Annotated in this window: 27 protein-coding genes; 11 read left to right on the forward strand and 16 right to left on the reverse strand. The window is 55.3% G+C overall.

The genetic code is table 11. The features are described from left to right. Position 1: 1 nt before the first annotated feature. From I6J23_RS01330 to I6J23_RS01370, 9 genes are all read left to right on the forward strand, one after another. Positions 2-3,772 carry a tape measure protein gene (locus I6J23_RS01330; RefSeq protein ID WP_204582238.1) on the forward strand — a complete coding sequence of 1,257 codons (3,771 nt, stop codon included), beginning with the start codon at positions 2-4 and terminating at the stop codon, positions 3,770-3,772. A gap of 25 nt (positions 3,773-3,797) precedes the next feature. Beyond that, on the forward strand, positions 3,798-4,670 hold the full coding sequence (locus I6J23_RS01335; protein WP_204582239.1) for a hypothetical protein: 873 nt from the start codon (positions 3,798-3,800) through the stop codon (positions 4,668-4,670). After that, positions 4,588-6,186 carry a hypothetical protein gene (locus tag I6J23_RS01340; protein ID WP_204582037.1) on the forward strand — a complete coding sequence of 533 codons (1,599 nt, stop codon included), beginning with the start codon at positions 4,588-4,590 and terminating at the stop codon, positions 6,184-6,186. Before I6J23_RS01335 ends, I6J23_RS01340 begins: the two co-directional genes overlap by 83 nt. Before the next feature lie 260 nt (positions 6,187-6,446). Then, positions 6,447-7,112 carry a glycoside hydrolase family 25 protein gene (locus tag I6J23_RS01345; protein ID WP_060941997.1) on the forward strand — a complete coding sequence of 222 codons (666 nt, stop codon included), beginning with the start codon at positions 6,447-6,449 and terminating at the stop codon, positions 7,110-7,112. Positions 7,113-7,175: 63 nt separating this feature from the next. Beyond that, positions 7,176-7,628: a hypothetical protein gene (locus I6J23_RS01350; RefSeq protein WP_204582038.1), complete on the forward strand. Its 453-nt coding sequence runs from the start codon at positions 7,176-7,178 to the stop codon at positions 7,626-7,628. Between the two features lie 49 nt (positions 7,629-7,677). Beyond that, on the forward strand, positions 7,678-8,040 hold the full coding sequence (locus tag I6J23_RS01355) for a hypothetical protein (protein ID WP_046202073.1): 363 nt from the start codon (positions 7,678-7,680) through the stop codon (positions 8,038-8,040). Continuing rightward, on the forward strand, positions 8,037-8,315 hold the full coding sequence (locus tag I6J23_RS10865; protein WP_204582039.1) for an HNH endonuclease: 279 nt from the start codon (positions 8,037-8,039) through the stop codon (positions 8,313-8,315). Before I6J23_RS01355 ends, I6J23_RS10865 begins: the two co-directional genes overlap by 4 nt. 101 nt (positions 8,316-8,416) lie before the next feature. After that, on the forward strand, positions 8,417-9,301 hold the full coding sequence (locus tag I6J23_RS01365; RefSeq protein ID WP_204582040.1) for an SGNH/GDSL hydrolase family protein: 885 nt from the start codon (positions 8,417-8,419) through the stop codon (positions 9,299-9,301). 24 nt (positions 9,302-9,325) lie between these two features. Further along, entirely contained in the window at positions 9,326-10,249 is a 924-nt protein-coding gene (locus I6J23_RS01370; RefSeq protein ID WP_204582240.1) for a GDSL-type esterase/lipase family protein, read from the forward strand. A 191-nt stretch (positions 10,250-10,440) separates the two neighbouring features. On the opposite strand, the gene I6J23_RS01375 is transcribed toward I6J23_RS01370, so the two are convergent. From I6J23_RS01375 to I6J23_RS01400, 6 genes are all read right to left on the reverse strand, one after another. Beyond that, on the reverse strand, positions 10,441-10,641 hold the full coding sequence (locus tag I6J23_RS01375; RefSeq protein ID WP_204582241.1) for a hypothetical protein: 201 nt from the start codon (positions 10,639-10,641) through the stop codon (positions 10,441-10,443). 3 nt (positions 10,642-10,644) lie between these two features. After that, positions 10,645-11,457 carry a hypothetical protein gene (locus I6J23_RS01380; protein WP_204582242.1) on the reverse strand — a complete coding sequence of 271 codons (813 nt, stop codon included), beginning with the start codon at positions 11,455-11,457 and terminating at the stop codon, positions 10,645-10,647. 97 nt (positions 11,458-11,554) lie between these two features. Beyond that, positions 11,555-11,869, reverse strand: coding sequence for a DUF2283 domain-containing protein (locus I6J23_RS01385; protein ID WP_204582046.1), 315 nt, complete (start codon positions 11,867-11,869; stop codon positions 11,555-11,557). Between the two features lie 378 nt (positions 11,870-12,247). Beyond that, complete coding sequence (locus I6J23_RS01390) at positions 12,248-12,847, reverse strand: phosphoribosyltransferase (RefSeq protein ID WP_204088069.1); 600 nt, start codon at positions 12,845-12,847, stop codon at positions 12,248-12,250. A 146-nt stretch (positions 12,848-12,993) separates the two neighbouring features. After that, complete coding sequence (locus I6J23_RS01395) at positions 12,994-13,884, reverse strand: DNA-processing protein DprA (RefSeq protein ID WP_204088068.1); 891 nt, start codon at positions 13,882-13,884, stop codon at positions 12,994-12,996. A 260-nt stretch (positions 13,885-14,144) separates the two neighbouring features. After that, positions 14,145-14,525 carry a hypothetical protein gene (locus tag I6J23_RS01400; protein ID WP_204582243.1) on the reverse strand — a complete coding sequence of 127 codons (381 nt, stop codon included), beginning with the start codon at positions 14,523-14,525 and terminating at the stop codon, positions 14,145-14,147. Positions 14,526-14,615: 90 nt separating this feature from the next. Between I6J23_RS01400 and I6J23_RS01405 the strand changes: the two genes are divergently transcribed. Beyond that, positions 14,616-14,783 carry a hypothetical protein gene (locus I6J23_RS01405; RefSeq protein ID WP_204582244.1) on the forward strand — a complete coding sequence of 56 codons (168 nt, stop codon included), beginning with the start codon at positions 14,616-14,618 and terminating at the stop codon, positions 14,781-14,783. Positions 14,784-14,940: 157 nt separating this feature from the next. Further along, positions 14,941-15,171: a type II toxin-antitoxin system death-on-curing family toxin gene (locus I6J23_RS10870; RefSeq protein ID WP_204088637.1), complete on the forward strand. Its 231-nt coding sequence runs from the start codon at positions 14,941-14,943 to the stop codon at positions 15,169-15,171. 87 nt (positions 15,172-15,258) lie between these two features. Here the strand turns inward: I6J23_RS10870 and I6J23_RS01415 are convergent, their stop codons facing one another. The 10 genes from I6J23_RS01415 to I6J23_RS01460 all read right to left on the reverse strand — a co-directional run bounded on the left by I6J23_RS01415 (position 15,259) and on the right by I6J23_RS01460 (position 20,992). After that, the gene (locus I6J23_RS01415; protein WP_012732236.1) at positions 15,259-15,606 is read right to left on the reverse strand and encodes a hypothetical protein; all 348 of its coding nucleotides are present in this window, start codon (positions 15,604-15,606) and stop codon (positions 15,259-15,261) included. Between the two features lie 635 nt (positions 15,607-16,241). After that, positions 16,242-16,724, reverse strand: coding sequence for a single-stranded DNA-binding protein (gene ssb / locus I6J23_RS01420; RefSeq protein ID WP_204582245.1), 483 nt, complete (start codon positions 16,722-16,724; stop codon positions 16,242-16,244). A 111-nt stretch (positions 16,725-16,835) separates the two neighbouring features. Next, positions 16,836-17,327, reverse strand: a complete 492-nt coding sequence (locus tag I6J23_RS01425) for a hypothetical protein (RefSeq protein WP_204582052.1) — start codon at positions 17,325-17,327, stop codon at positions 16,836-16,838. Next, positions 17,324-18,265 (reverse strand): helix-turn-helix domain-containing protein, encoded by a 942-nt coding sequence (locus I6J23_RS01430; protein WP_204582246.1) that lies wholly within the window; start codon positions 18,263-18,265, stop codon positions 17,324-17,326. Before I6J23_RS01430 ends, I6J23_RS01425 begins: the two co-directional genes overlap by 4 nt. 214 nt (positions 18,266-18,479) lie before the next feature. Beyond that, positions 18,480-18,803, reverse strand: coding sequence for an HNH endonuclease (locus I6J23_RS01435; protein ID WP_231725415.1), 324 nt, complete (start codon positions 18,801-18,803; stop codon positions 18,480-18,482). A 10-nt stretch (positions 18,804-18,813) separates the two neighbouring features. Then, complete coding sequence (locus tag I6J23_RS01440; protein WP_204582247.1) at positions 18,814-19,173, reverse strand: hypothetical protein; 360 nt, start codon at positions 19,171-19,173, stop codon at positions 18,814-18,816. Then, positions 19,166-19,672: a hypothetical protein gene (locus tag I6J23_RS01445; protein WP_060941986.1), complete on the reverse strand. Its 507-nt coding sequence runs from the start codon at positions 19,670-19,672 to the stop codon at positions 19,166-19,168. The genes I6J23_RS01440 and I6J23_RS01445 overlap by 8 nt, the downstream gene beginning before the upstream one ends. Next, the gene (locus I6J23_RS01450) at positions 19,672-20,556 is read right to left on the reverse strand and encodes a YqaJ viral recombinase family protein (RefSeq protein ID WP_204582248.1); all 885 of its coding nucleotides are present in this window, start codon (positions 20,554-20,556) and stop codon (positions 19,672-19,674) included. The genes I6J23_RS01445 and I6J23_RS01450 overlap by 1 nt, the downstream gene beginning before the upstream one ends. Positions 20,557-20,558: 2 nt before the next feature. Then, the gene (locus I6J23_RS01455) at positions 20,559-20,789 is read right to left on the reverse strand and encodes a hypothetical protein (protein ID WP_204582249.1); all 231 of its coding nucleotides are present in this window, start codon (positions 20,787-20,789) and stop codon (positions 20,559-20,561) included. After that, complete coding sequence (locus tag I6J23_RS01460) at positions 20,786-20,992, reverse strand: helix-turn-helix domain-containing protein (RefSeq protein ID WP_046202059.1); 207 nt, start codon at positions 20,990-20,992, stop codon at positions 20,786-20,788. Before I6J23_RS01460 ends, I6J23_RS01455 begins: the two co-directional genes overlap by 4 nt. Positions 20,993-21,099: the final 107 nt, after the last annotated feature.

Genomic DNA, 21,099 nt, shown 5'->3' on the forward strand with positions numbered 1-21,099 from the left:
AATGGCGGCGAACTTTGATGTTGGCACCGGATGGGTGAGCATTGTCCCCAAGATGGGCGATTTCTCCCAGGTTCGTAAACAATTGGATAAGGCAATAGTTGCTCCGTCCCAATCGTGGGGCGAGCAGATGGGTAACAAGATCACCTCTGGCTTGAAGAAGACGGTGAAAGTCGGGGCGATTGCTGTTACCGCTGCCGCCGGTGTGAGTGCTGGTAAAGCATTCTCTGATGGGTTCAACCGTTTAGCGTCGACTGATCGGGCCGAGAAAGCTCTTGAGGGTTTGGGCTATAAGGGTAATGAGATTACCCAGATCATGGGAAACGTTAATAAGTCTATTGAGGGCACGTCGTTTCTCATGGGTGATACTGCTCAGGTTGCGTCGGTGATGTTGGGCTCGGGTATTAAACCGGGCCAGGAGCTTCAAGACACGCTGAGTCATGTTGCTGATGCTGCCGCGCATTCGAATACGTCGATTAGTGAGATGGGGTCGATCTGGTCGAAGGTTGCTGCTCGTGGGCATGTCGACGGTGAGGTGATGGCCCAGCTCATGGACCGTGGTATCGGTCTGCAGGATCAGCTCGCCAAGCAGATGGGCGTGTCCAAAGATGCGGTGGCGGATATGGTCAGCTCTGGGAAGGTGTCGTTTGCTGATTTCTCCCAGGCTATGGATTCCATGTTCCATGGGGCGGCACAGAAGCAGCGCGAAACGTTCCAGGGGTCTATGGAATATATGAAGGCTATGGCCTCCCACGTCACCGCTGAGATCATTCAACCGTTATATAACGGGATGATCCCGGTGTTTAACGCCATTTCTGATGGTTTCGCGGGTCTTGAAGGCAAGCTTGGCCCGATTGCGCAGCAGATTAGTAATGCGATAGCCCCGGTCTTTGAGCATTTGGCTAACGATGTTATCCCCGCAGTGTTTTCCGCAATAGATAGTATCAATGTTGATACTGCCATGGGGGCTTTTGGGCCGCTCAAGGAGGGGCTAGCCCAAATGGGCCCCTTGTTAGAGCAGCTTGCTCAGGCCGCTATCCGTGTGGTGGCCGCCTTGGCCCCGGCGATTCCACCACTGGCAGCTGCACTCGTGGCCATTGTGAATGGGACACTGCCTGCGCTAACCGCACTATTGAATGCGCTGGTCCCGATCATTACTTCGGTGATTGTTCCCGCGATTACCGCGTTAAGTAACGAGTTGGCTAAACACCCACAGTTAGCGGCGGCGGCTGCTAACGGTTTTATGCTCTGGGCTGAAGCATTCGTCCCATTGAATAGGGGTTTTAAGGCTGTTAAGGCGGGGGCCGGCATTATGGAAGCGTTCGGGCCCCGCATAGGAATAGTTGTGAAGTCCCTGTTCAATATCGGAAATGCGCTCAAGAGCGTTATCGGTGTCGGGCGCATCATTTTTACTGGCCTGAGGACACTGCCTGCGCTGATGAGCGCGATTTTCAGCACTAACCCTGTTGGTGTCATCATGACCGCCATCGGGCTTCTCATCACCGGCATCACCTTGTTTTTGACGAAAACTCAAGCTGGTCAAGCGATCTTGGCGTCAGTGGGTAGCGCTTTGCAAGCCTTCTGGGAATGGCTGCAGCCAGTCTTTGAGCCAATCGGCACGTGGTTGTCGACAGCATGGTCGGCTATTTCCTCGTTCTTCTCTCAGGCTGCGAGCGTGATCGGCACTATCGTGCCGTATGTTGTGTCGGTGCTTCTAACGCCGATAATGATTCAGGTGGAAATAGCGAAGGCCGCTATTCTTCTGGCGTTCAACTTGATTAAAGCCGGATGGGATTTGCTGGTCACCGGAATGGTCGCATTGTGGGAGTCGGTTTTGCACCCCATGTGGGACTTCATGGGCATGGTTGTGAGCACCCTGTGGTCGGCGGTACTCCAACCAATTTTCTCTCTGATCGGTGCGGCGTGGAACATGCTACTCAGCGGCATGGCGGCTGTCTGGAATGGTGTTTTACAGCCTGCCTGGAACCTTATGGGGACGGTGCTACAGGGCCTGTGGAATGGTATCTTGCAGCCAATATTCACCGCGATTGGTGCCGTCTGGTCTGCTGTCGTCAATGGGATTAAAGCAGTCATTGATAATGTTTTGATTCCCGCCTGGCGCGGAATGTCCGATTTTATCTCGATGATTGTGGATAGGTTTGTGAAACCGGCGTTCGACAGGATGAGCGACGGGGTTCGGACTGTTCAGCATTGGTTCGAGGTTGCGGCTGATGGTATCAAGCATGCGTGGACGTCGGTGTGGGACACTATTCGTGATATTGCAAAGAAGATTGCTGGTGTTGCCTACAATAACGCGATTCTGCCTGCCTGGAATGCGATTGCGAATGTTACGGGTGTGCAGAAACTCGATCGTGTGAATTTCGCTACGGGTGGTGTGATGCCCGGCTATACGCCTGGCCGTGATGTGCATACGTTCTTCTCCCCCACCGCCGGGATACTCAACCTGTCTGGCGGTGAGGCGGTGATGCGGCCGGAGTGGACTCGTGCTGTGGGCGGGCCTGCTGCTGTGGCGCGGATGAATGCGATGGCGCGGTCTGGTCGTGGTAGTGGCTTATCGGTGGGGTTTGCTGATGGTGGTGTTATTGGTGGTATTAAGCATGCTGCGGGTAAGGCCTGGGAGGTCACCGATGATGTGTTGGATAAGGCGATGGAGCTTGGTAGTGATTTCGCTAATGCGGCTAAGCGGTTGTTCTTCGGCAAGATTGATGCGGTGAAGGGCCGTCTGGGTATTGGTCGTGGTACTAGCTTGGCTAAGTCGGTGGCGCCGGCATATCTGACTAAGGGTGCTGATAATGCGTGGAATTGGCTAAAGGAAAAGGTCTCAGAGGTTGCTAAGAAAGTGAAAGAGAGGTTGAGCGTCGGCGGCAACGTTGAGATGTATCGCGGGCTTGTCGAGCGGCTTCTTCGTGAAAAAGGGCAGCCTGTTTCCCTTGTTAATAGTGTTTTGCGCCGTATGCAGCAAGAGTCTGGTGGTAATCCGCACGCGATCAATAATTGGGATTCGAATGCGGCTAAGGGGACGCCGTCGAAGGGTCTTATGCAGACTATTGATCCAACATTCCAGTCGTATAAAGACCCTGGATATGACGATATTTGGGATCCGGAATCCAATATTCGCGCATCGATGAACTATGCGCTGGCCACGTATGGTTCGCTGTCGGCGGCATATGATCGTGCCGGCGGCTACAAGCTTGGTGGTGTTCTTCCAGCGTTTCTGCGTGATTCAGGTGGTGTTCTTCCCAATAATTCTATTGCTGTGAACACATCTGGCGGTAGTGAGTGGGTTTTGTCTTCCCAGCAGATGCACGATTTTGCTCAAGGTATGACTGAGGCTTGTCAGCATATGGATGAGACTGCTCACGCGTTTGCGGATGGTGTCGAGGCGTGGCTGAACGGTGAGGAAGACCGCATTGGGGCGCCGATTGAATGGGGCGCGCAATTCCTCGGAGACATTCTCTCCGATGTGACCGACGATCTTGGCTTACCCTGGGGGATTGACGGTACAAAGGCACCCGACATCCTTGATAACCAAGGACGGGTCAAAGTCGCTGTCGCGGGTCCTGCCGATGATCCTGGCCGAAGCGTGCTCCCGCCCGTGGAGGTGCACGTCAATATGAACGGGGACAACATGACTGTGTCATCGGATGATGTGCGGCGTGGGGTCAATCAGGCTTTGGCTGATTATCAGCGCAGGATTGAGGCTTTAGAGCGGGGCGTGCAGATCAATACGTTTACAACGCCAATGGTGGTGTAACACCAATTATCCAGGGGGGCTGCTGATGAATATTCAGCTTTTAGACTATCGGGGGCAAACATGGCACCTCGCCGGGGACGATGAGGGCACCGAGGGGGTAACACTCGGCAAGATCAGTAACACCGTCGGCAACATCAGTGACCAAAAGGATAAACACCAATCACGTTTCCAGTCACCAAGCCTAGATATCGGTGAGCTTGACCCTATCGAGCCGACACTCACCGTGCAGATCACCACAACACCCGAACTCACCGTCGAGACAGTCACCCGTCGGTTCCTTAACGGCTTAGACTTTTTCAAACCAGCCAAACTCATCGTCACGGAATCTCGCCAACCATCACTGTGCCTCTTCGTGCATCTTGCAAAACCGGTAGGCCTGCCCGAGGACACCACCGCCATAGACGGCACCACCATGGAGGTTGAACTTACCGCTAAGGACGGCTGCTGGTTCGGCCCCCAACATAGCGGCACCGGCATTGTAGCCATCGAAAACACCGGGGATATTCCACTATGGCCAACTGTTCGCTGGCGTGGCATGGCAGCACGATTCACCGAAGACCGCAACGGGCTTATCGTGCTCCCGCCAGCCTTAGGCCGATCAGGACTGACGTATTACACAGACCCGGCCACCGGGGGCCTTGTCACCGACAACCAGGGCTACCCGAACCATACAGCCTGGGCCACCATGCGCGGCGTGGCCTGGACACGGCCAGTCATGCCAAAAGACGGCACAGCAGTGGAGTGCCACCATTGCCAAGTGCTGTGGCGAAACCGTTACCTTTCACCATGGGCGCAATCAGGGGGGATAATTTCTAATGCAGGAACATCAAATAACGCAAATGGCCGCGATTGGTCAGAGGCGACGGGACGACCATACGCCGTTCGTCTATTTGACTGACAAATACTTAACCCCACAGGTCATCGTCACCGGCTACGTCTCACTCAAAGCCTCAGATAAGGTCAACGATGCTGGCACCTTCGCACTCGAAGTCCCAGCCCACCACCCTATGGTGGATTTACTGATACCACCATTAGCCTTCGACGGCGACCCCAACTCGGCTTTACGCAAGCTAACCGACATACAACAATTCCTCATCGTCGAATACGGGCACACCCGCTACACCTACTTCGTCGACAAGATCGTCGACCATGCCCAGCGAGTCAATCCCACCGTCGAAATCAGCGGAGCCTCCATCTATGAAATGACCGACTATCTTGTCATGGAATCCAACCCGATGTCGATCAAATCGCTCCAACCCAAATATATGGACGTGCGGGCCGGGGACTCACTCCGCGTGATAAAAACGTTCATCCTCATGAACCTGCGCAGGCTCTACCAATTTGACCTTCTACCCGACCCCGACCCGTGGTCACCGATCGCCTGGCGAGACTATGCAGATTGGCCGATCATGGTCAACCCTTTGCACAAGTCAGTTGATACTCCCTGGACAGTACTTGCCGCACGCTTCGACTCACTAGCCGACCTGACAAAAGAAACCTTAGACGCGGCGGGCCTCAGGCTAACGATCACTCTATGGATGCCGTGGGATCGGCAACCGTTCCCTACTCACACGCGCCTATGGAAACCCACCTTCATTATCGATGTCGTCCCCGTAACAGCCGATTCGTCCGTCGCCGGCCATATCCGTGAGGGCGTGAAAAACATCAAGCGCAAATGGGATCCGGAAGACAACGTATCGACTGTCGGCATGTCCGCCCGCTCCAATCCGGACGGCTACAAACCCTGGGTGATGCTCCGACCAGACCACATCGACTACGCCACCTCGGATGTCACCATCACCCGCTCAAAGTACGCTGACGTCACCGTTGGTGGGAAAAGCCCAGGTGCGATTAACCAACTTTTGAAACGGGCAACAGCCTCATTTGTAGGCGGCGCTATTGCAGGAGCGAAAACGGCGTGGCCTGGGCACGATAAGCAGCTAGACGATATGCAATCCAAGCTGGAGAAAGCCAGTGAGAAGCTCACGGAGGATAAGCTTCTCGCGTTTACCCACCATCAGGCGACCCGCCGAGCACATTATCTAGGCCCGTACCGGCGTCGCGAACTCGTCGCCTCGGGTGAGGGGTTCACTGTAGAAGGTGAACAACAGGCGTTTGAGGCGCTTGCTAAGGGCAAGGGTGGGCTCTCGGCAGCGTTTAAGATCGCCGACGGATGCCCATACTCTCTCGGCTATGAGGTGAATGTGGGTGACCAAATTGGTGTCGAATGGCGAGAAATGGTGCTATCCACATGGATTGATGAAGCCACAATCACCTGTGAAGATGGCCACCCGCCGGAGATAGAACTAGCCGTTGGTGAAGCAAAAGCTCGCCGATCTGCTCTACAACAACTCAACGATAACCAAAAGCACATATCGTCGGTCACAAAGCGACTAAAGACCCTCATCGGCTAGAATATAAGTTCGAACGAGTAGACTTCATGTTGTATAAAACAAGGGGGTGGAGCACATGGGGGTGTGCCTAAGCGAAGATACGCCCGCGGGGGCATGGGTTGTAGGAAGACCCATGCTAAATGCGGTTAATGAGGCGCACGCATTGTTTTTCGGCCAAGACGACTACACCACAGGACGATCAGCGATGGAAGCGCTGATCCCCACACTACACACGTGGCTACCGAACCTAAGTTCGATCAACAAGTAGAAAAGAGGTAACTATGCCACTGTACGGACTCGATGTCTCTGAACATCAAAACGGAATGTACCTACACCGCGCACAAGCCGAAGGATACGACTTCGTCATCATCCGACTATGCGACGGCACCTACCGAGATAAAGTCTTCGGCTCCCATCTTCAAGACGCGGAAAGCGCAGGACTGATCACGTCAGCATACTGGTATCTTCGCGCCCCCTCAGAGGGAAGCACCATCGCCCAACAAGTCGACGTCATCGACCAACAAATGGGAGGCCGGCGCGACCTCGGCGTATGGATCGACGTTGAGTCCGTCAGCAGAAATCACCAACTCCTCCTCACTGGCGACGATGTGTGGGCCGCGAAACGTGAACTCGAATCACGCGGCTACCACGTGCCCGGCATCTACTCGGGTGCCTGGTACTGGGAAAACATGCCCGGCGGTGAACCATCCATGGATGGGCTCGGGGCACTCTGGGTATCCAACTACGGATCCAACGGCTACGGCACTGCCGCCCAACTCTACCCCGGCGACACCGACCGCCGATGGAACTACCCACTCGGCAACCACGCCCCCGACATCCTCCAATACGGCTCCAACTGCTATGCCGCCGGCTACCCCGGTGTTGTCGACGTCAACGCCTACCGCGGAAGCCACGACGAACTCCGGCACCTGTTCACCGGCAACTAACCAACCCCACCCCCTAGCGCAGCCATCACAATCCTGACCGCACACCACGTAGAGGATCACACCATGGCTAAGCACGACATCCCACACATCAACAACATTCATCCTGGCGAGTTTCACCTCGACCGAGGCATCACCCACTCCCCCTGGTACCTCCGGCAAGTCGTCTACACCACTGCAGGGATCATCGGGCTAGCCGTCACCGCCCTCGGTATTGCCACACCAGGACAAGTCGACGACTGGTTCCAAACCGCCGCCGGCATCGCCGCAGCTGTCAGCGGCGCACTCGCAGCCGTCTCCACTGGAGAGTACTCCGACTACCGGCCGACAGGACGCCCGAAAGACGCAGAAACCCAACCCGGCGACAACAACACACTCCACGCCCCACAAACACCCCCATCACCGCCTGTCACCTACACCCCCACCACGCCCACCAACGACGCCTACCAGCCACCATGCCCCACTATCACACCCCAAGGCGGAACACCCGGCCATCCCACACCAGCCCCCGAACACTAACCCCGGCCACACATCCGAAAAAACACCAACTAACCGCACAGGGGGCACTATGCACGGGCCACTCACCACCCTCCTCATCACAGGAGTCTCCAGCGCCATCGCAGGGCTTGCCTCATGGTTCGCCGCCATCACCAACGCCCATGGCAAAGAAAAAGTCGCCAAAGAACAAACGCGCTACCCCGAATGGAAAGCGTTCGTCGACGCAATCCAAAAGGAAACCGAACGCACCAAAAATGAACTCACCGGAAGGATCAACAACCTACAAACCCAAGTCGACACCCTCCGTGAACGAGTCAACACTCTTAGCAACAAATACGATGCTGCCCTCGGTCACATAGCCGAATGGCGTCACGCTCACCCCGACGAAGTTCCCGACAGGCCAGCCCCCGCCGCCATCAAACACGACCTATGAACACACACAACCCGAACAAACCTGAAACTCCCCGGCATCTCCGCACACGCATACGGCAGCGAGACCACTACACCTGCCAACTCTGCGGAGCGCCAGGACGGGAAGTTGACCACATCATTCCCACCAGCCAAGGCGGCACCCACCACCCGACTAACCTGCGAGTTCTCTGCCGCACCTGCCACACCCGCAAAACAACCCGGGAAACACGCATAGGAAAGACGCAGAAAACACAACGCCTCCACCTCCCACCTGAACCTCATCCCGGCATCACCTAATTCCGACCCACCCCGAGAGTCCACCCCCAGAGGTTTACTTTTTGCTCAGAATCACTAACGCTTGGTAGGTCGATTAAGTACTTAAGGATAAAGTAGGCACAATGAAAACAATAAAAATGATCACCGCCACCTCCATCCTCGCCCTCACACCAGCGTCACTACTTCCCCTCCCCACACACCCAGCACACGCCGACACCATCAACGCCGGCGACAAATACGTCGCCCTCGGAGACTCCTACGCCTCCACCGGCACCCTCGCCCAACAAGTCCCCGGCACCCACCCCGCCTGCGTCCAAGACCAAGACAACTACCCCCACCAACTCGCCCAAAAACTCAACCTCAACCTCGACGACGCCTCCTGCGCCTGGGCACTCACCTACCAATACGACCAACCACAAAACCACGCCCTACCAGGCACCGCACCCACCCCACAAAAAGAACACCTCACCAACGACACCAAACTCATCACCATCAGCCTCGGCGGCAACGATGCCGGACTAGCCGACGTATTCGCACAATGCGCCCCCCACATCCACATACCCGGACTACCCGACTGCAAAGACACAGCAGAACCGACAGCCACCGCACAAATCAACAACCCCGACCCAGAAGGCCGAACCCTCCACCAACGCCTCGTCGACATCGCCAACAACGCTCAACAACGCTCACCACACGCAAAAATCGTATTCACCGGCTACTACACCGCCGCAATGAAAGACTACCAATGCATAGATGATGGCTTCCTTTCCGAAAACGACCGCGCATTCCTCGAACAATACGTCACGAACATCAACAACGTCGTCAAATCCGCCGCCCAAGACACCAACGCCACCTACGTCACCCCACCTAACCAACCCGACGGATGGTGCAGCCCAACTAACGAACGCAACTCAAGCTACTTCGGAATCCCCGAAGGCAGCCTCATCGCCCACCCCACACACACCGGACAACAACGCATGGCACAAACCATCGCCAACCAACTCTAAAACCACCAGAAGGAAATAAGCACCATGAAAAAGTCCCTCCTTGCATCCACCATCACCCTCTGCACACTAGCAGTAAGCACGGCCTTCACCGCCCAAGCTGAACCTACCGACCCCCAACCACAAACCAACCAACAACAACCCTCACCCGAACAAATCCAAAACCAACTCCCCACACCACCACCCGCCCCAACAGCCGGCAAAGACCTCGTCACCATCGGCGACTCATACACCGCCAACGGCCCCACACCAAACCCAACCGTCCACAGCTACACCACCCCACCACGCGAACCAGCCATCGGCCCCAACGGCTGCAACCAAGACCAAGAAAACTGGCCACGAATAGCCGCACAACAAAAACAATGGTCCCTCGCCGACTACTCATGCAACGGAGCACAAGCAAAACAAGTAACCACCTACCTCAAACAAGCAACCGACAACAAAGACCTAGGCCCTAACACCAAAAAACTCATCATCTCCTTCGGCGGACTTCAAAAAACCGAGCAACTCAAAACAGCAATCGGAACACTCAACCTCCCCACCCCCAACCCCGACCTATACACCGCATACCTCACCGCCATTAAAACCTGGCTGCCCACCATCGCACCAAACGCCGAACTCCTCACCACCACCTACCAACCACTCTCCGCACCCGGCGACTACATCTGCCCCGCCACCCCCGAAGCCAACAAACCCATCCCCCTACACGTCCCACTCAGCAACAAAGCCGAAGAAACACTCAACAACAACATAAAAACATCAAGCCAAAAAGCCGGAATCCGGACAATAGACATCCACAACGCAGCCAAAGGCCACGACACCTGCAACCCCGACGACAACGAACGATGGACCGCCGGATGGTGGGCACCAACCACAACACAAAACATGATCTACCACCCCACCATCACCGGAACCAACGCCATCGGCAAAATCATCGCCAACCAGCTCTAACACAACCCCAGGGGGCCACCCCCTACCCCCACCACCACACCACCCCCGGGCGACTAAGGCGTTAGTGGTGTGTACGGGTCTTGGGGGTAGGTATAGTGGTGTTTTCCCTTCTTTGGGGCATGAGAAAAGCCCCCGAGCGTGAACACTCAAGGAGCCTGAATAGTCGGTGGTGGGGCTAGTCGTTTCGCCGACTAGGCAGAAACAAAGTAACGGGAGTGCGATTTTTCCAGCTGCTCGCGGCTCTGGCTGGCCACTGTCACAATTTCGAGGTCTTCGTCGAAGTTTTGTTGATCTCGTCGCAGTCGTTCTTCTACCGCCTCGATCAGGGAAGCGAATCTTTCAACCTTTACGTTGCCACGTTTGCGGTGGTATTCGATGAGAAAACCTGGCATTAGCTAACCTTTCTGCTCATCTAGTGAGGGTAGCGACGTTTCGAGATTGTTTCGAATATCTTTGAGAGCCTCAAGTATATCACCGATGATGGCATACACTTTCTCTATCTTTAAGTTGTTTTCTGTCACTGGTGGGGCTATAGCACCCGGTTTGTTATCTTTTCGGTGGCGACTACGAACCTCTTGTTGAGACAACTCGATATGGCGAATCTTGTCTGACACGTCATGTAGGGCATAAACGATTTCCTGCTCTCTTTTGCCAAGACACTCGCATCCCCCTCGGTACCGGATTTGTCTGCCGAAGATGTCGGCTGCGGTTTCGTAGGCGTTTGCCCATATAGCCTGGAGTGGTGTGCGAATCTGGATTTCTGCTTTTCCTGCGGGAAAATCTACGTGGATGTGGACTGCTCGGTAGCCATTGTGAGGCTCGGAGCGCATATCGAGGATCCTGGTCTTTTTCGCTCCGGATGCTTTCATAGCCCTTTCGAGCTGTCGAGCTACTGCGTCTTGCATTTCAAGGGTCCCGTCGAAGTCTATGCGTAGCCCAGCTATGTCCTGAATCCGGTTAATGGGAGTGGTATCCATCCTCCTTAGTTTTTCGATTAGCGTCCGAGAAGTTTTCAACCTGCTCGAGTATCGGTAGCGGTTGGAGTTGGGTTCGACTTCTTCATTACCCCTCGCTTCAACGAGAATGGATGACGATAGTTCATCTTTAATGATGGGCTCTATCGCTTTAATCAATCTTGTTTGTTGGAGCATGAATTGGGCGAATAGCTTTTTGTCGTAGTTCCTTCCTTCTCGGAGCGCTTTCCTCATCTTGTGTATTTCATTGTTTGACCAGGATGGCTTGTCTTTTAGGAAGCTCAAGGTTTTATATCTCTCGGTTGTGACTTCACTTGTTTTATTGTGGATTTTATTTTCTTAGAGATAGTCGTGGTTTTCCACCCGCGTGGGGTTTCGTGGGCTGACCTCCTGTTATTCGTAACTCCCGTACTGTATCAAGCACTTGATCGAGACGATGAGCACACTCTGTACTGACGTGGCATGATTGTGTAATTTCACGCGCTCGGGGTGCTGTTGCGGGGCTGAGCAATTCAATCCCTACTGCGACGTTGTACTCATCTAAGTCAACCAGGACAGTCTCGCTCAGTTCCTTCGTTCGGGCTACAGGGGCGTCATTGAGTTCAATATAGGCAGCGCCGGCTAAGGCGTCGATGGTTACCTTCATTATCGATCTTCTCCTACTACCGCTGTGGTGATAACTAAGACGTCTTGCTCTCTTTTGGCATCCTCCCTGCCTTAAAGGGCGGGGATTCCTACTGCCCCGGTTTCCCGGTGGCTTCGGTAGAGCTTGGGTAGTGGGTGCAGGTGACTTTTCCGGTTGGCCGGTGGTAGTCAATCAGGTAAGAGTTCATGTCTAACCTTCTGTGTTTTTCCATTCGTGTCGGTTGCTATGGATATATAAGAGGCCCCTTGCGGTGGGCGGGCTAGATTAATTGTTTTAAAAAGACTTTTGGTCTTGCCGCAACCAGTGATATGATGACGGTACGACGAGCCGGTTACCGGAGCGTTGTCGCCTGGAGCCGCGATAGGCTCCAGAGCTTTCTTAAAAGAACTGGTAGTTCGAGAATGATGGCTTCTGTCGGCGCATCGTTTCAAGAATCGTGGGGGTTGTTCCAAAGCCGTCCTTGAGCCAGCGGGCCAACGCAGTTGCCGTCACATGCTGCACTCCTCCCTGCCGTAGAGCACCGACTGCGGAGAGCATATGTCCGCCCGATGCCCACGTGTCATCAATGAGAAGTATTCGTTGGCCAGTCAGCTGATGGCAGCAATTAAAGTTTTCTGGTCGGATACTCCTTTTCCATTGTTCTTCCATGCCGTTTAGGTCGGAGGGCTGTAGGGCATCAGTCAGTGGTGGTGCGTCTTGGATTTTTTCCAATGCTCTCTTCAGCACTATTTGTAGTGGGTGGGGGCCTGTCCGACTACTCAGTGAGGGAACATAAGTGACGGCATCGAATTGGTCACGTTCGAGAGCGCGGATTATGCCTAGGTAAGCAAGACACGTGACAATCTGCTTGGCCATATCGAACGATCCCGGCATGGTTGCTGTCGCGGACTTTTTGTAGTCTCTCATCACGCGGCCTGATTGCTTCATGTTCACTGCGTAGATGCCGAAGCCGAGCCGGTCGGGGCGACTGGCTTTCATGTTCCGCTGGTCGCAGGTGAAACAGGTGGGAAAAGAGGCGTTTGTTTTGCTACCGCGACAGTAGACGCATGCGTCTTTAGTCGCTGTGGCTGGGTAGATATAGGCTTCCCCGTCAAGAAACCGGGTAACTTGCTGGTAGAACGCGGTCATGCGAATAGGCTGAGGCTGTCGCGACGACGCTGGATGCAGGCCAGGGCAATGTGTACAGCCTCGTGTGCGCTTGTGGCGACTTCAGCTTCTCCCCTGTCCACCATTTCCTTTGCCCAGGATATGGTCTTGGCGATACCGGCGGGGAAGATGACGGGGTGACCGTGGCCTACTGCGGCCTTGGCCTGGTGTCTGGTTCCGGATTTTTCGGTGGCTGCCATCACTAGTGTTGCCACGCTAAATCCTGACATGACGGCGTTGCGCATGGGGAATCGGAATGGGGCTCCGGGGGTGTCGGGTTCGAATTGGGTGATAATTTGGCCCCCATGAGTTTCGATAGTTTTCCGCAGTTCTTGGTGGGCTTTAGGGTAGGTGTGTGCGAGTCCGGTGCCCATAACAGCCACTGTGCGGCCACCAACTTCGAGTGCACCACTGTGGGCGGCGGCGTCGATTCCTTGTGCTAGGCCGGATACGACTGTGATGCCGTGTTCGGATAGCTGGCGTGCGACGTCGTAGGCTGCGCGTGCCTGAGCGTCGGTAGGGTGTCTTGAACCGACGATGCTAATGCCGATGTCGTTTGGTTTGTTGTCTCCCGTCCAGTAGATCAGGGCTGGGGATTCGTGGACTTCTCGCAGTAGGTGGGGGTAGTCCGGTTCGAGGATGCTGGCTATGTTGAAGCCGCGTCTGTCCCAGTCAGCTATATCTGCTCGGCATTGTTCAAAGCTATTCGTTTCGCTGGGGAATGGGAGATAATCCCCGTGGTCGGCTATTACCTGTGTGGCGTCCCCTGTGGTGATGAGTTCGGCGACTCGTTCTGGCTGGGTCAAGTTGAGTTTTGTTCTGGTGAGTTCGAGGACGTGTGCAAGGTGGTCGAGCCGCGACCTCTCCATCCGTCTTCACCACCTAACGAGTTAGAACGCTCATATTTACTGTCTGGATTAAGTATAACGATCTGTAGGGACACTCCCTAGCGTTTCTCTGCGCATGTCCATCCTCGTGGGGTTTCGTGTGCTTGTCCGGCTAGTTCGAGGTCGCGGAGGGCTTCGACGACCTGGTTTTCGTTGTGTCCGGGGCAGCATGCGGTGATCGCCCGAATGCTGAGTGGGTGGGTGAGAGTGTGGAGGCCAGCATCTCGTGGGGTTCAGCGTGGTTATAGGTCGTTGTCTGGTCGGTCGCCGCGAATCAAAGCGACCAGATCATTCACGGTCATGAGGACGTATTGGGCGCCGGGGTTGGTGGTGCCCTTGCGCTTGGCAACAACCACTCCGGCAACTGCTGAATCGTTGCCCATTTCGATGTGAGCTTCTTTGACCCATGTGCCTGGCTCGAGTTGGCCTCCGTAGTTTTTGCATTCGATGCATAGTCTTTGGCCGCGGCTGTCGCGTACTCCGGTGATGTCTCCTCGGTCGTTGGCGCCGCTGAGTCTGCGTCGCTCGATGAAGTCGCTGTCGAGCTCTTCGGCTAGGTAGGTGGCGACGGCGGTTTCAAACGCCGTCCCAGCCTTTTTTGCTGATCTTCTATTCCTTGACATGCGTTGACCTTTCAAAGTTAGTGTTTTGGAATATCGAAATGTCCCACCGCGCGGGTAGAGTTGATGCTTAAGAGTGAGGAAGGAGGGGTTATGAGGGCAGAAAACATCGCCGCCTATATCCAAGAAGCCACTACTGGGCGTGGCCCGGCGGCTCCATCATTAGCCTATGAACCGGTCGATGATGCTGAGGTAGATGAGTCAATTCGTCAGGTTTCTCAACAGTGGGCTGAAGCGTTAGCCCGCCTTGAACACCTATGACGGGGTCTTCTCCTCAGTGTTTGCCTGTGGACACGGTTATTGCCATTAACAAGCAACAGGCTAGGGGGCGGGTCTGCCTCTTTGATTATGGGGGGGTTTGGATGCTGCGCTATGTGCCCCTTTTTAGGAGTTTTTTGGGCACAGACGGTGTCGCTCGATTTACGAGGAGGCTGCGGTTGTTCTCTTCGAGCTTGCTACGCGGCATCCGTTTTCTGATGGGAATAAACGAACAACTTGGGTAGTTGCGGCAGTCCACTTGAATCGCCGTGGGGTTACTGTGGTCGCTGAGCAGAGTGAAGTTGTAGAGCTAGTTGTAGATGTTGTCTGCCATAGAATCAGTAGTTCCGATCTTACTTTGTGGTTTGTGAATCACAGTTCGCGATTGTGATCGCCTTTTCGGCTGTATATGAGCGTTCTTCGCAGACTGTCGGTTACGTGGCATGGGCGCGCTCCTTGCATTGTTCGCCGGATAGCGTCATTGGTTGTGCCGTTCGCAGGTTCTGCAGTAGAGGTAGCCGCCTCGCATGGCTGTGGTGGCGAGGGTGAGGGTGTGGCCTTTCCGGCAGGTGACGTTTCCGGTGTCTCCCCACTCGCGTCCGGCGACAACCCCGGCAATGGGGAGTTTGGCTTTCTCGTAGGTTTGCAGGTAGGCCTCGCACTGGGCTAGTGCCGGGCACTGGTGGCAAGCTTGTTTGAGTTTGGTGCGTGCACTGTCGGTGAGTTTGGTGGCTGACCACTCGGGCCGGCCTGCGCAGAGTGTGCGTCGTGTAATAATCGGCGGGTCAATGGCTGGTAGTGATGGTAGTGTGCGTTGGTTGGTCATAATGCTCCTTTGTAGTAGGTTCGCCCGGCTACCACCCCAAAGATGGGGGCTCCTACTTGTTCATGGGCTTGTAGGTAGTCTTCGCACTGGTTGAGTGCTGGGCACTGTTGGCAGATGGCGATGAAGTCGGGGGCCATGTCCTCTTTGTCGCTGTCGGTGGTCCACTCTGGGTGATCTTGGCATAGTTTGCGTTTGGTGATGGGGGGCGGAGTGAATCTTGATGGGGTGTGGATGTGGGGAATGCGGTTTGTTGTCATTGTTTGCTCGCTTTGCGTGGGGGTGTGATGTCGAGCCAGACGGGGTGTGGTGTGTGGCCTGGTTTGTGCAGTTCAGGGTTTGTGACGGCTGCTGTGGGGTAGATCGTGTCTGTTACTTGCCTAAGTAGTGTGTTGGTGAGGAGGAGTCGGAGTGTGTCATCTGGCTGCTGTTTTTTGGGTTGGTAGTGCAGTGTGATTGTTCCTGGTGTGTGGGTGTGGTGGGTGCTGCACCATTGGCGGATGTGGGCTTCAAACATGCGGCCCATGAGGGTGGCGAATTTTTTGTTTTGTGGTGTGGGTCTGGGGTCGTGGATGGGTGGGCGTGTGTAGGGGATTTTGATGGTGCTCATTGCGGTGTCTCCTTGTTGGGAATGTCTATCAGAAGGGAGGTTCGTCGTCGGTGTTGAATCCGCCCGCGTTCCAGCCGTCACTAGCGGGGGTGGTGTTATTCCATCTATTTCCGTTTGACGGGTTGTTGTTTTGGTTTCGGGGCTGCTTAATGTTACCCCCGTTCTTGTCGCCCGCGAATAGAACACTTGTTCCAACATCATCGGCCGACAGCTCCATCTTCGACCGCTTCTGACCATCCTGTGACTCCCACCTGCGCTGCCTGAGCACACCAGTGGCGACAACCCGCTGCCCCTTGCGCAACGTGGCCACCCCCTCAGCCAGTTTCGACCAGGCCGTGCACCCCAGGAAGGTTGCTTCACCGTCTTCCCACTGGCCGGTCTGCTTGTTGTAAACCCGCTGTGAGCTGGCAATAGTGAAGCTCGCGACAGGTTTACCGTCGCTGGTGTAACGAAGCTCTGGGTCGGCTACGAGGCGGCCGACAATCGTGGTGTGGATAGTGTTTTGTGCCATGTTGAGCATTCCTTTCATGAAAGTAGGGTTTTAAGACGTTTGAACCCCCGCGGGTAGGCAGCTACACCAGCGGGGGCATGTTCGTGGCCCTGAGGGGCCAATGAGCGCGTTTTAGAGCTTCTTAGGGCTCCACCAATGGCCCGGCTCAGCCCGATAGGGCGGGGAATTCGTCCGACGCTCGACCATCTCAGCGATCATCCGAGCTACTCGCGGGTGGACTCTCTGCTGATACTCACGCGGCGTTTCCTCGCGTTGACCAGGGGTTTTGCTGTAGTAGGCTTCGATCTCAGCCTGTGTAGTGGGTTGCCCTCCCCGAGCTTTCGCTATCGCAGCCCTCCCCTCAGGTGACTGCTCCCAGCGTGTTTTAGCCGCTCTAGCTGCCTCGAGAATGTCCAGCGGGGTCACCATCCGCTGAGTGATCTTCTCCGTGCAAAAGATCGTCACTGCCTCGAGCCACAGCCAGTCTGGCAGGTGGTAGCGGGCCACGACCTCCGCCCAGGCCTGCACCGTCTGAGCGTCAGGGACGGGAAACCGGTCTTTCGCCAGGTAGCGGCCCTTTTCAAGGATGTCGAGGGCCAGGTCTTCAGCCTGATCTTGGTTCATGGCTCGATCTCCTGCTGGTCCAGGACTTCGCCGTCAACGATGGTTGCCTGGTTGCGCATTTCTCGCTGTTGTTGCAGCTCACGGCGTACGTCGTCCCACTGCTCAGCTTCGGTTTTTCGTTGCGGCACCTGCCTAGGCAATGACCGGGCTGGAAGCGGCTCATCGTCCCAACCGCCACGCTCCAGCCAGGTGGTCGGGTGAGGGATGAACCGCTTATCCGGGAGGTTCGGATCAACCGCTAACCGCTGTGCCCCGTCAATGACGCGTTGAGCATCCCCGGCAGCCTTAACGGCCGCCGCGAATTTGGCACGAGCTTTCTTCTTCCCGACCTTCCGTGGGTAGGCGTCCCAGAATTCATCGAACCGATCAGACCGAGACTCACGCTCGCTCAAGTTGTGGGTTTGCGAACCTTTGGTTCGTGAACCAACGTTTTGAGCATGAGTGTTATCTAGTTCAACTGGTTCTAGTTCAACTGGTTCTAGTTCGTGTGTCCTATAGGCACCCCGGGGGGGTTCCATTTCGCACTGGGGTGGGGTGCCATATGGCACCGCCCCCCTATCTTTTTTATACCCCCGGTGGGTATCTATCGTGTCGTAGATCACGTACCCATTTGAGGTCTGAATATTGAAACGATCCGACTTCTCATACGAAACAATCCCGTCAGCATCCCGGTACCGAGGGAACGTTCGAACTAGCCCCACAGCCCTCAATTTGTCGAACGCTTGACGCAACGGCCGATACGACGTGTAGCCTAACGCCTCAGCGAGCCTTCTCATCGACGGGTGAGATTTGCCGTCACCGTCCGCGTACTTCTTCAAAATCGCGTACAGGGCGATAGCGTTCCCATCCTGAACCGACTCGATCACATCGTGCGGAACCATCGCGAACTTCCGTGAGTGGTCATACACATCAACCCGATTACGACTGTTAGTCATCATTTTTCACCTCCTACGGGTTTCGCTAACTGCATCCGGGCGAGCCAATGGGCGCGGAAATCCTCACCACTCAACCCCGCCACAAACTCAATCCAAGACTTCATAGCAATCTCCAAAATCAGCACAATTGTTCGATAAAAAAGGGTGAGGTAGTCACGGCAACAAAACGCACGCAACTACCCCACCCGAAAAGAAAGTTCACACAACAGGGGTGGTATTACTCCTCCATGATCGAATACGTCACCCCGCCCGCATCATCCAACACAGCCGGGCGACCCCGATACGCCACCGGAACCTCCCCAGGCTCCTGCCAGGTATGAACACTCAAACCAATCTCGGCCGACTCTCGCGGGTGGGCATGCACCCAGTCATGACAAGCCTTACAGATAAACACGAGGTTCGTTACCGTGTGTTCGCCGCCACGCGACCGGTATTGCCTATGGTGAAGCTGCTCAGCGCCCCCGGTGCACACCGGAAACACCATTGCCTCACACCGGCCAGCAGCACGATCACCAACAACACGGGCCACCTCAACAGGCATTTTCTTCCGCCTACCCATCGTGCCCCGCCGCCTGATACGCCGCATTCACCGACTTCTGCACCGACTGCAACGCCGACAACTTATCCCTATACGAGCGCTGATAATCCACAATCCGCTTATACTTCGCCTCCGCAACACGAACCGCCGTCGCAGCGTCATACGAGTTCAACACCGCCTTTTGTTTACGGTCCTCGACAGACCCCGACTCAGAGACAAAATACTCAGCGAACACCTTCTTAAACTCCAGCTCCGCTAGCTGCCATTGGCTATACGCCTCACTCGCTGGCTCGATACATTGAGCAATCTTCGTTGTCGCTTTACGTATCTCAGACTCAATCTGAACCGGATTCAACGGCGCATACTCACTCATCCGGCCCGCCACCTTCCAGCTCATCCGTGCGCTTCTTAAACGCCTGCCACAACGACTGATCAGTCACCTGAGCAGCCTTCGCGTCCTCCCACAACGCGCGCAAAGCCCCCACATCAGGCACCGACCTCAACCGGTCAACAATCAACCGGCGGTCCTCATCCCGCTTCACCTTCCGCATCTCCTCACGGGTGACACGCCTATTGCCCCCATACCCAAGATTCGCCAACGCCCGACCAATGGCCGACGTCTCGCACGTCTCCAACGCTGCCGTTCGCTGCGCCATGCCCGCCCCGTCAATCTCAAAGGCATAGCCGGTCGCATCCGGCATCCCCGTATTCTCAGCATCACGCCACACACGGGCTTTAATAATCCAGCGTGTGTGCCCCGGATCACCCTCATAGGTCAGCTCAGTCAAACAACGGAAATTCGGATAATCCCTCCTAAAACGCAGTATGCGCTCCTCAACAGACTCATAATTTTCAAGATCAATCTTGGCCATTACGCGGCCCCCTTCCACTTCAATGTGACCCGCTGAGAAGGGGCCTTCCCCGGCTTCACAAACCGCTCATACAACTCCGGCTCCGCCCTCTTGAACCCGGCGGTATCAAACCGGGACGACCGCTTCGGCGTAGACAGCGTTACCTGCACCCGATCATCCGAATAGCTGAAATCCTCGCCACCGGTAAACTCTTTAATCTCCGCTTTAAGCTCATCCTCCAGCTCGCGGGCCTGAGCCTTCAACTTCGACAACTCACAAACGCGATCCGCAAAGAAATCGGGCAACCGGGCCTCCACATGATCGGCCTCAAAATCCTTCTGACGAGCCAACAAAGCCAGGAGCCTTTCCTGCGTGTCCTTATCCGGGCGAATGAGGAAATAATCCACGCCCTGAGGCACAAAATCCTCGTGATACTCAAACACCAGCACACACGCCTCAGCCCCCGTCACCAACAACTGCCACTGGATCTGCCACAAGTAGCGGTCCGGAACATCCTCACGCTTCCACCACATGTTCTTGGTGGTCTTCGCCTCAGCCAACACCGCAACAGTGCCATCCTCACGGCAACCCACAGCGTCCGGGGTACACGCAGCACCCTCTATTTGCGTGGACACATACAACCCAGTGTTGTGCTCCAGTCTGGAGTCCACATGCTCCCGCGCGTAATTCACCAACACCGTCTCCCGCTCATGCCCCCACTGTGTATACGAATTACCCACAAACGGCTTGCTCAACCCATGCCGATCCCGATACACACGCTCACGGGAACCGGAACCACCAGTCGCCAGATCCGCCATCATCGTAGCGGTGAAATACCGCTTCCGGGCCTCCAACCACTCCTGCTCAGAATCAAACTCCAAAAGCCTGCATTGCTTTTCCGACATAATTAACTCACCGTCCCCAACCAAATCAGATCAATAAACAACATTGCGATAGCGGCAACACCAACGACAGCGTGCCAAACAAGCCCCCACGACCAGCGAAAACGGCCCCTACTCTCCTCATAGGCCTGATTCGCCAAATCAATAAACGTCATATCCAACTCATCATCAATGCGAACGTGGCGACCGGCCGGGTGATCCACCATCGACTTCAAAATTTCTTCATCGCGCGTCACCTCAACCCCTCCCCCACAAACTCATCAACAGCCCAAGCCGGAATACGCCAATCAGAAAACGGCGACCGCTTCGGCAAAGTCCGCAACTGGCCACTACGAACCAGCGCATACACCGAATTCGCACTCAACCCCAACATGTCCGCCACTTCACCAACTCGATACACACGGCGTACACTAAAAACTTGCCTTCTTTTCTTAGGCATTTTCACCACTCCTTCTTTGGTGACAATGAGGGGCCAAGGCTGTTGCGAGTAGACGCCAATCCAGACGCAACAACCTAAGGCCCCTCCCCTTTTTTCACATACGGGAA

The sequence above is a fragment of the Corynebacterium kroppenstedtii genome, from assembly GCF_016894245.1.
Taxonomy (GTDB): Bacteria; Actinomycetota; Actinomycetes; order Mycobacteriales; family Mycobacteriaceae; genus Corynebacterium.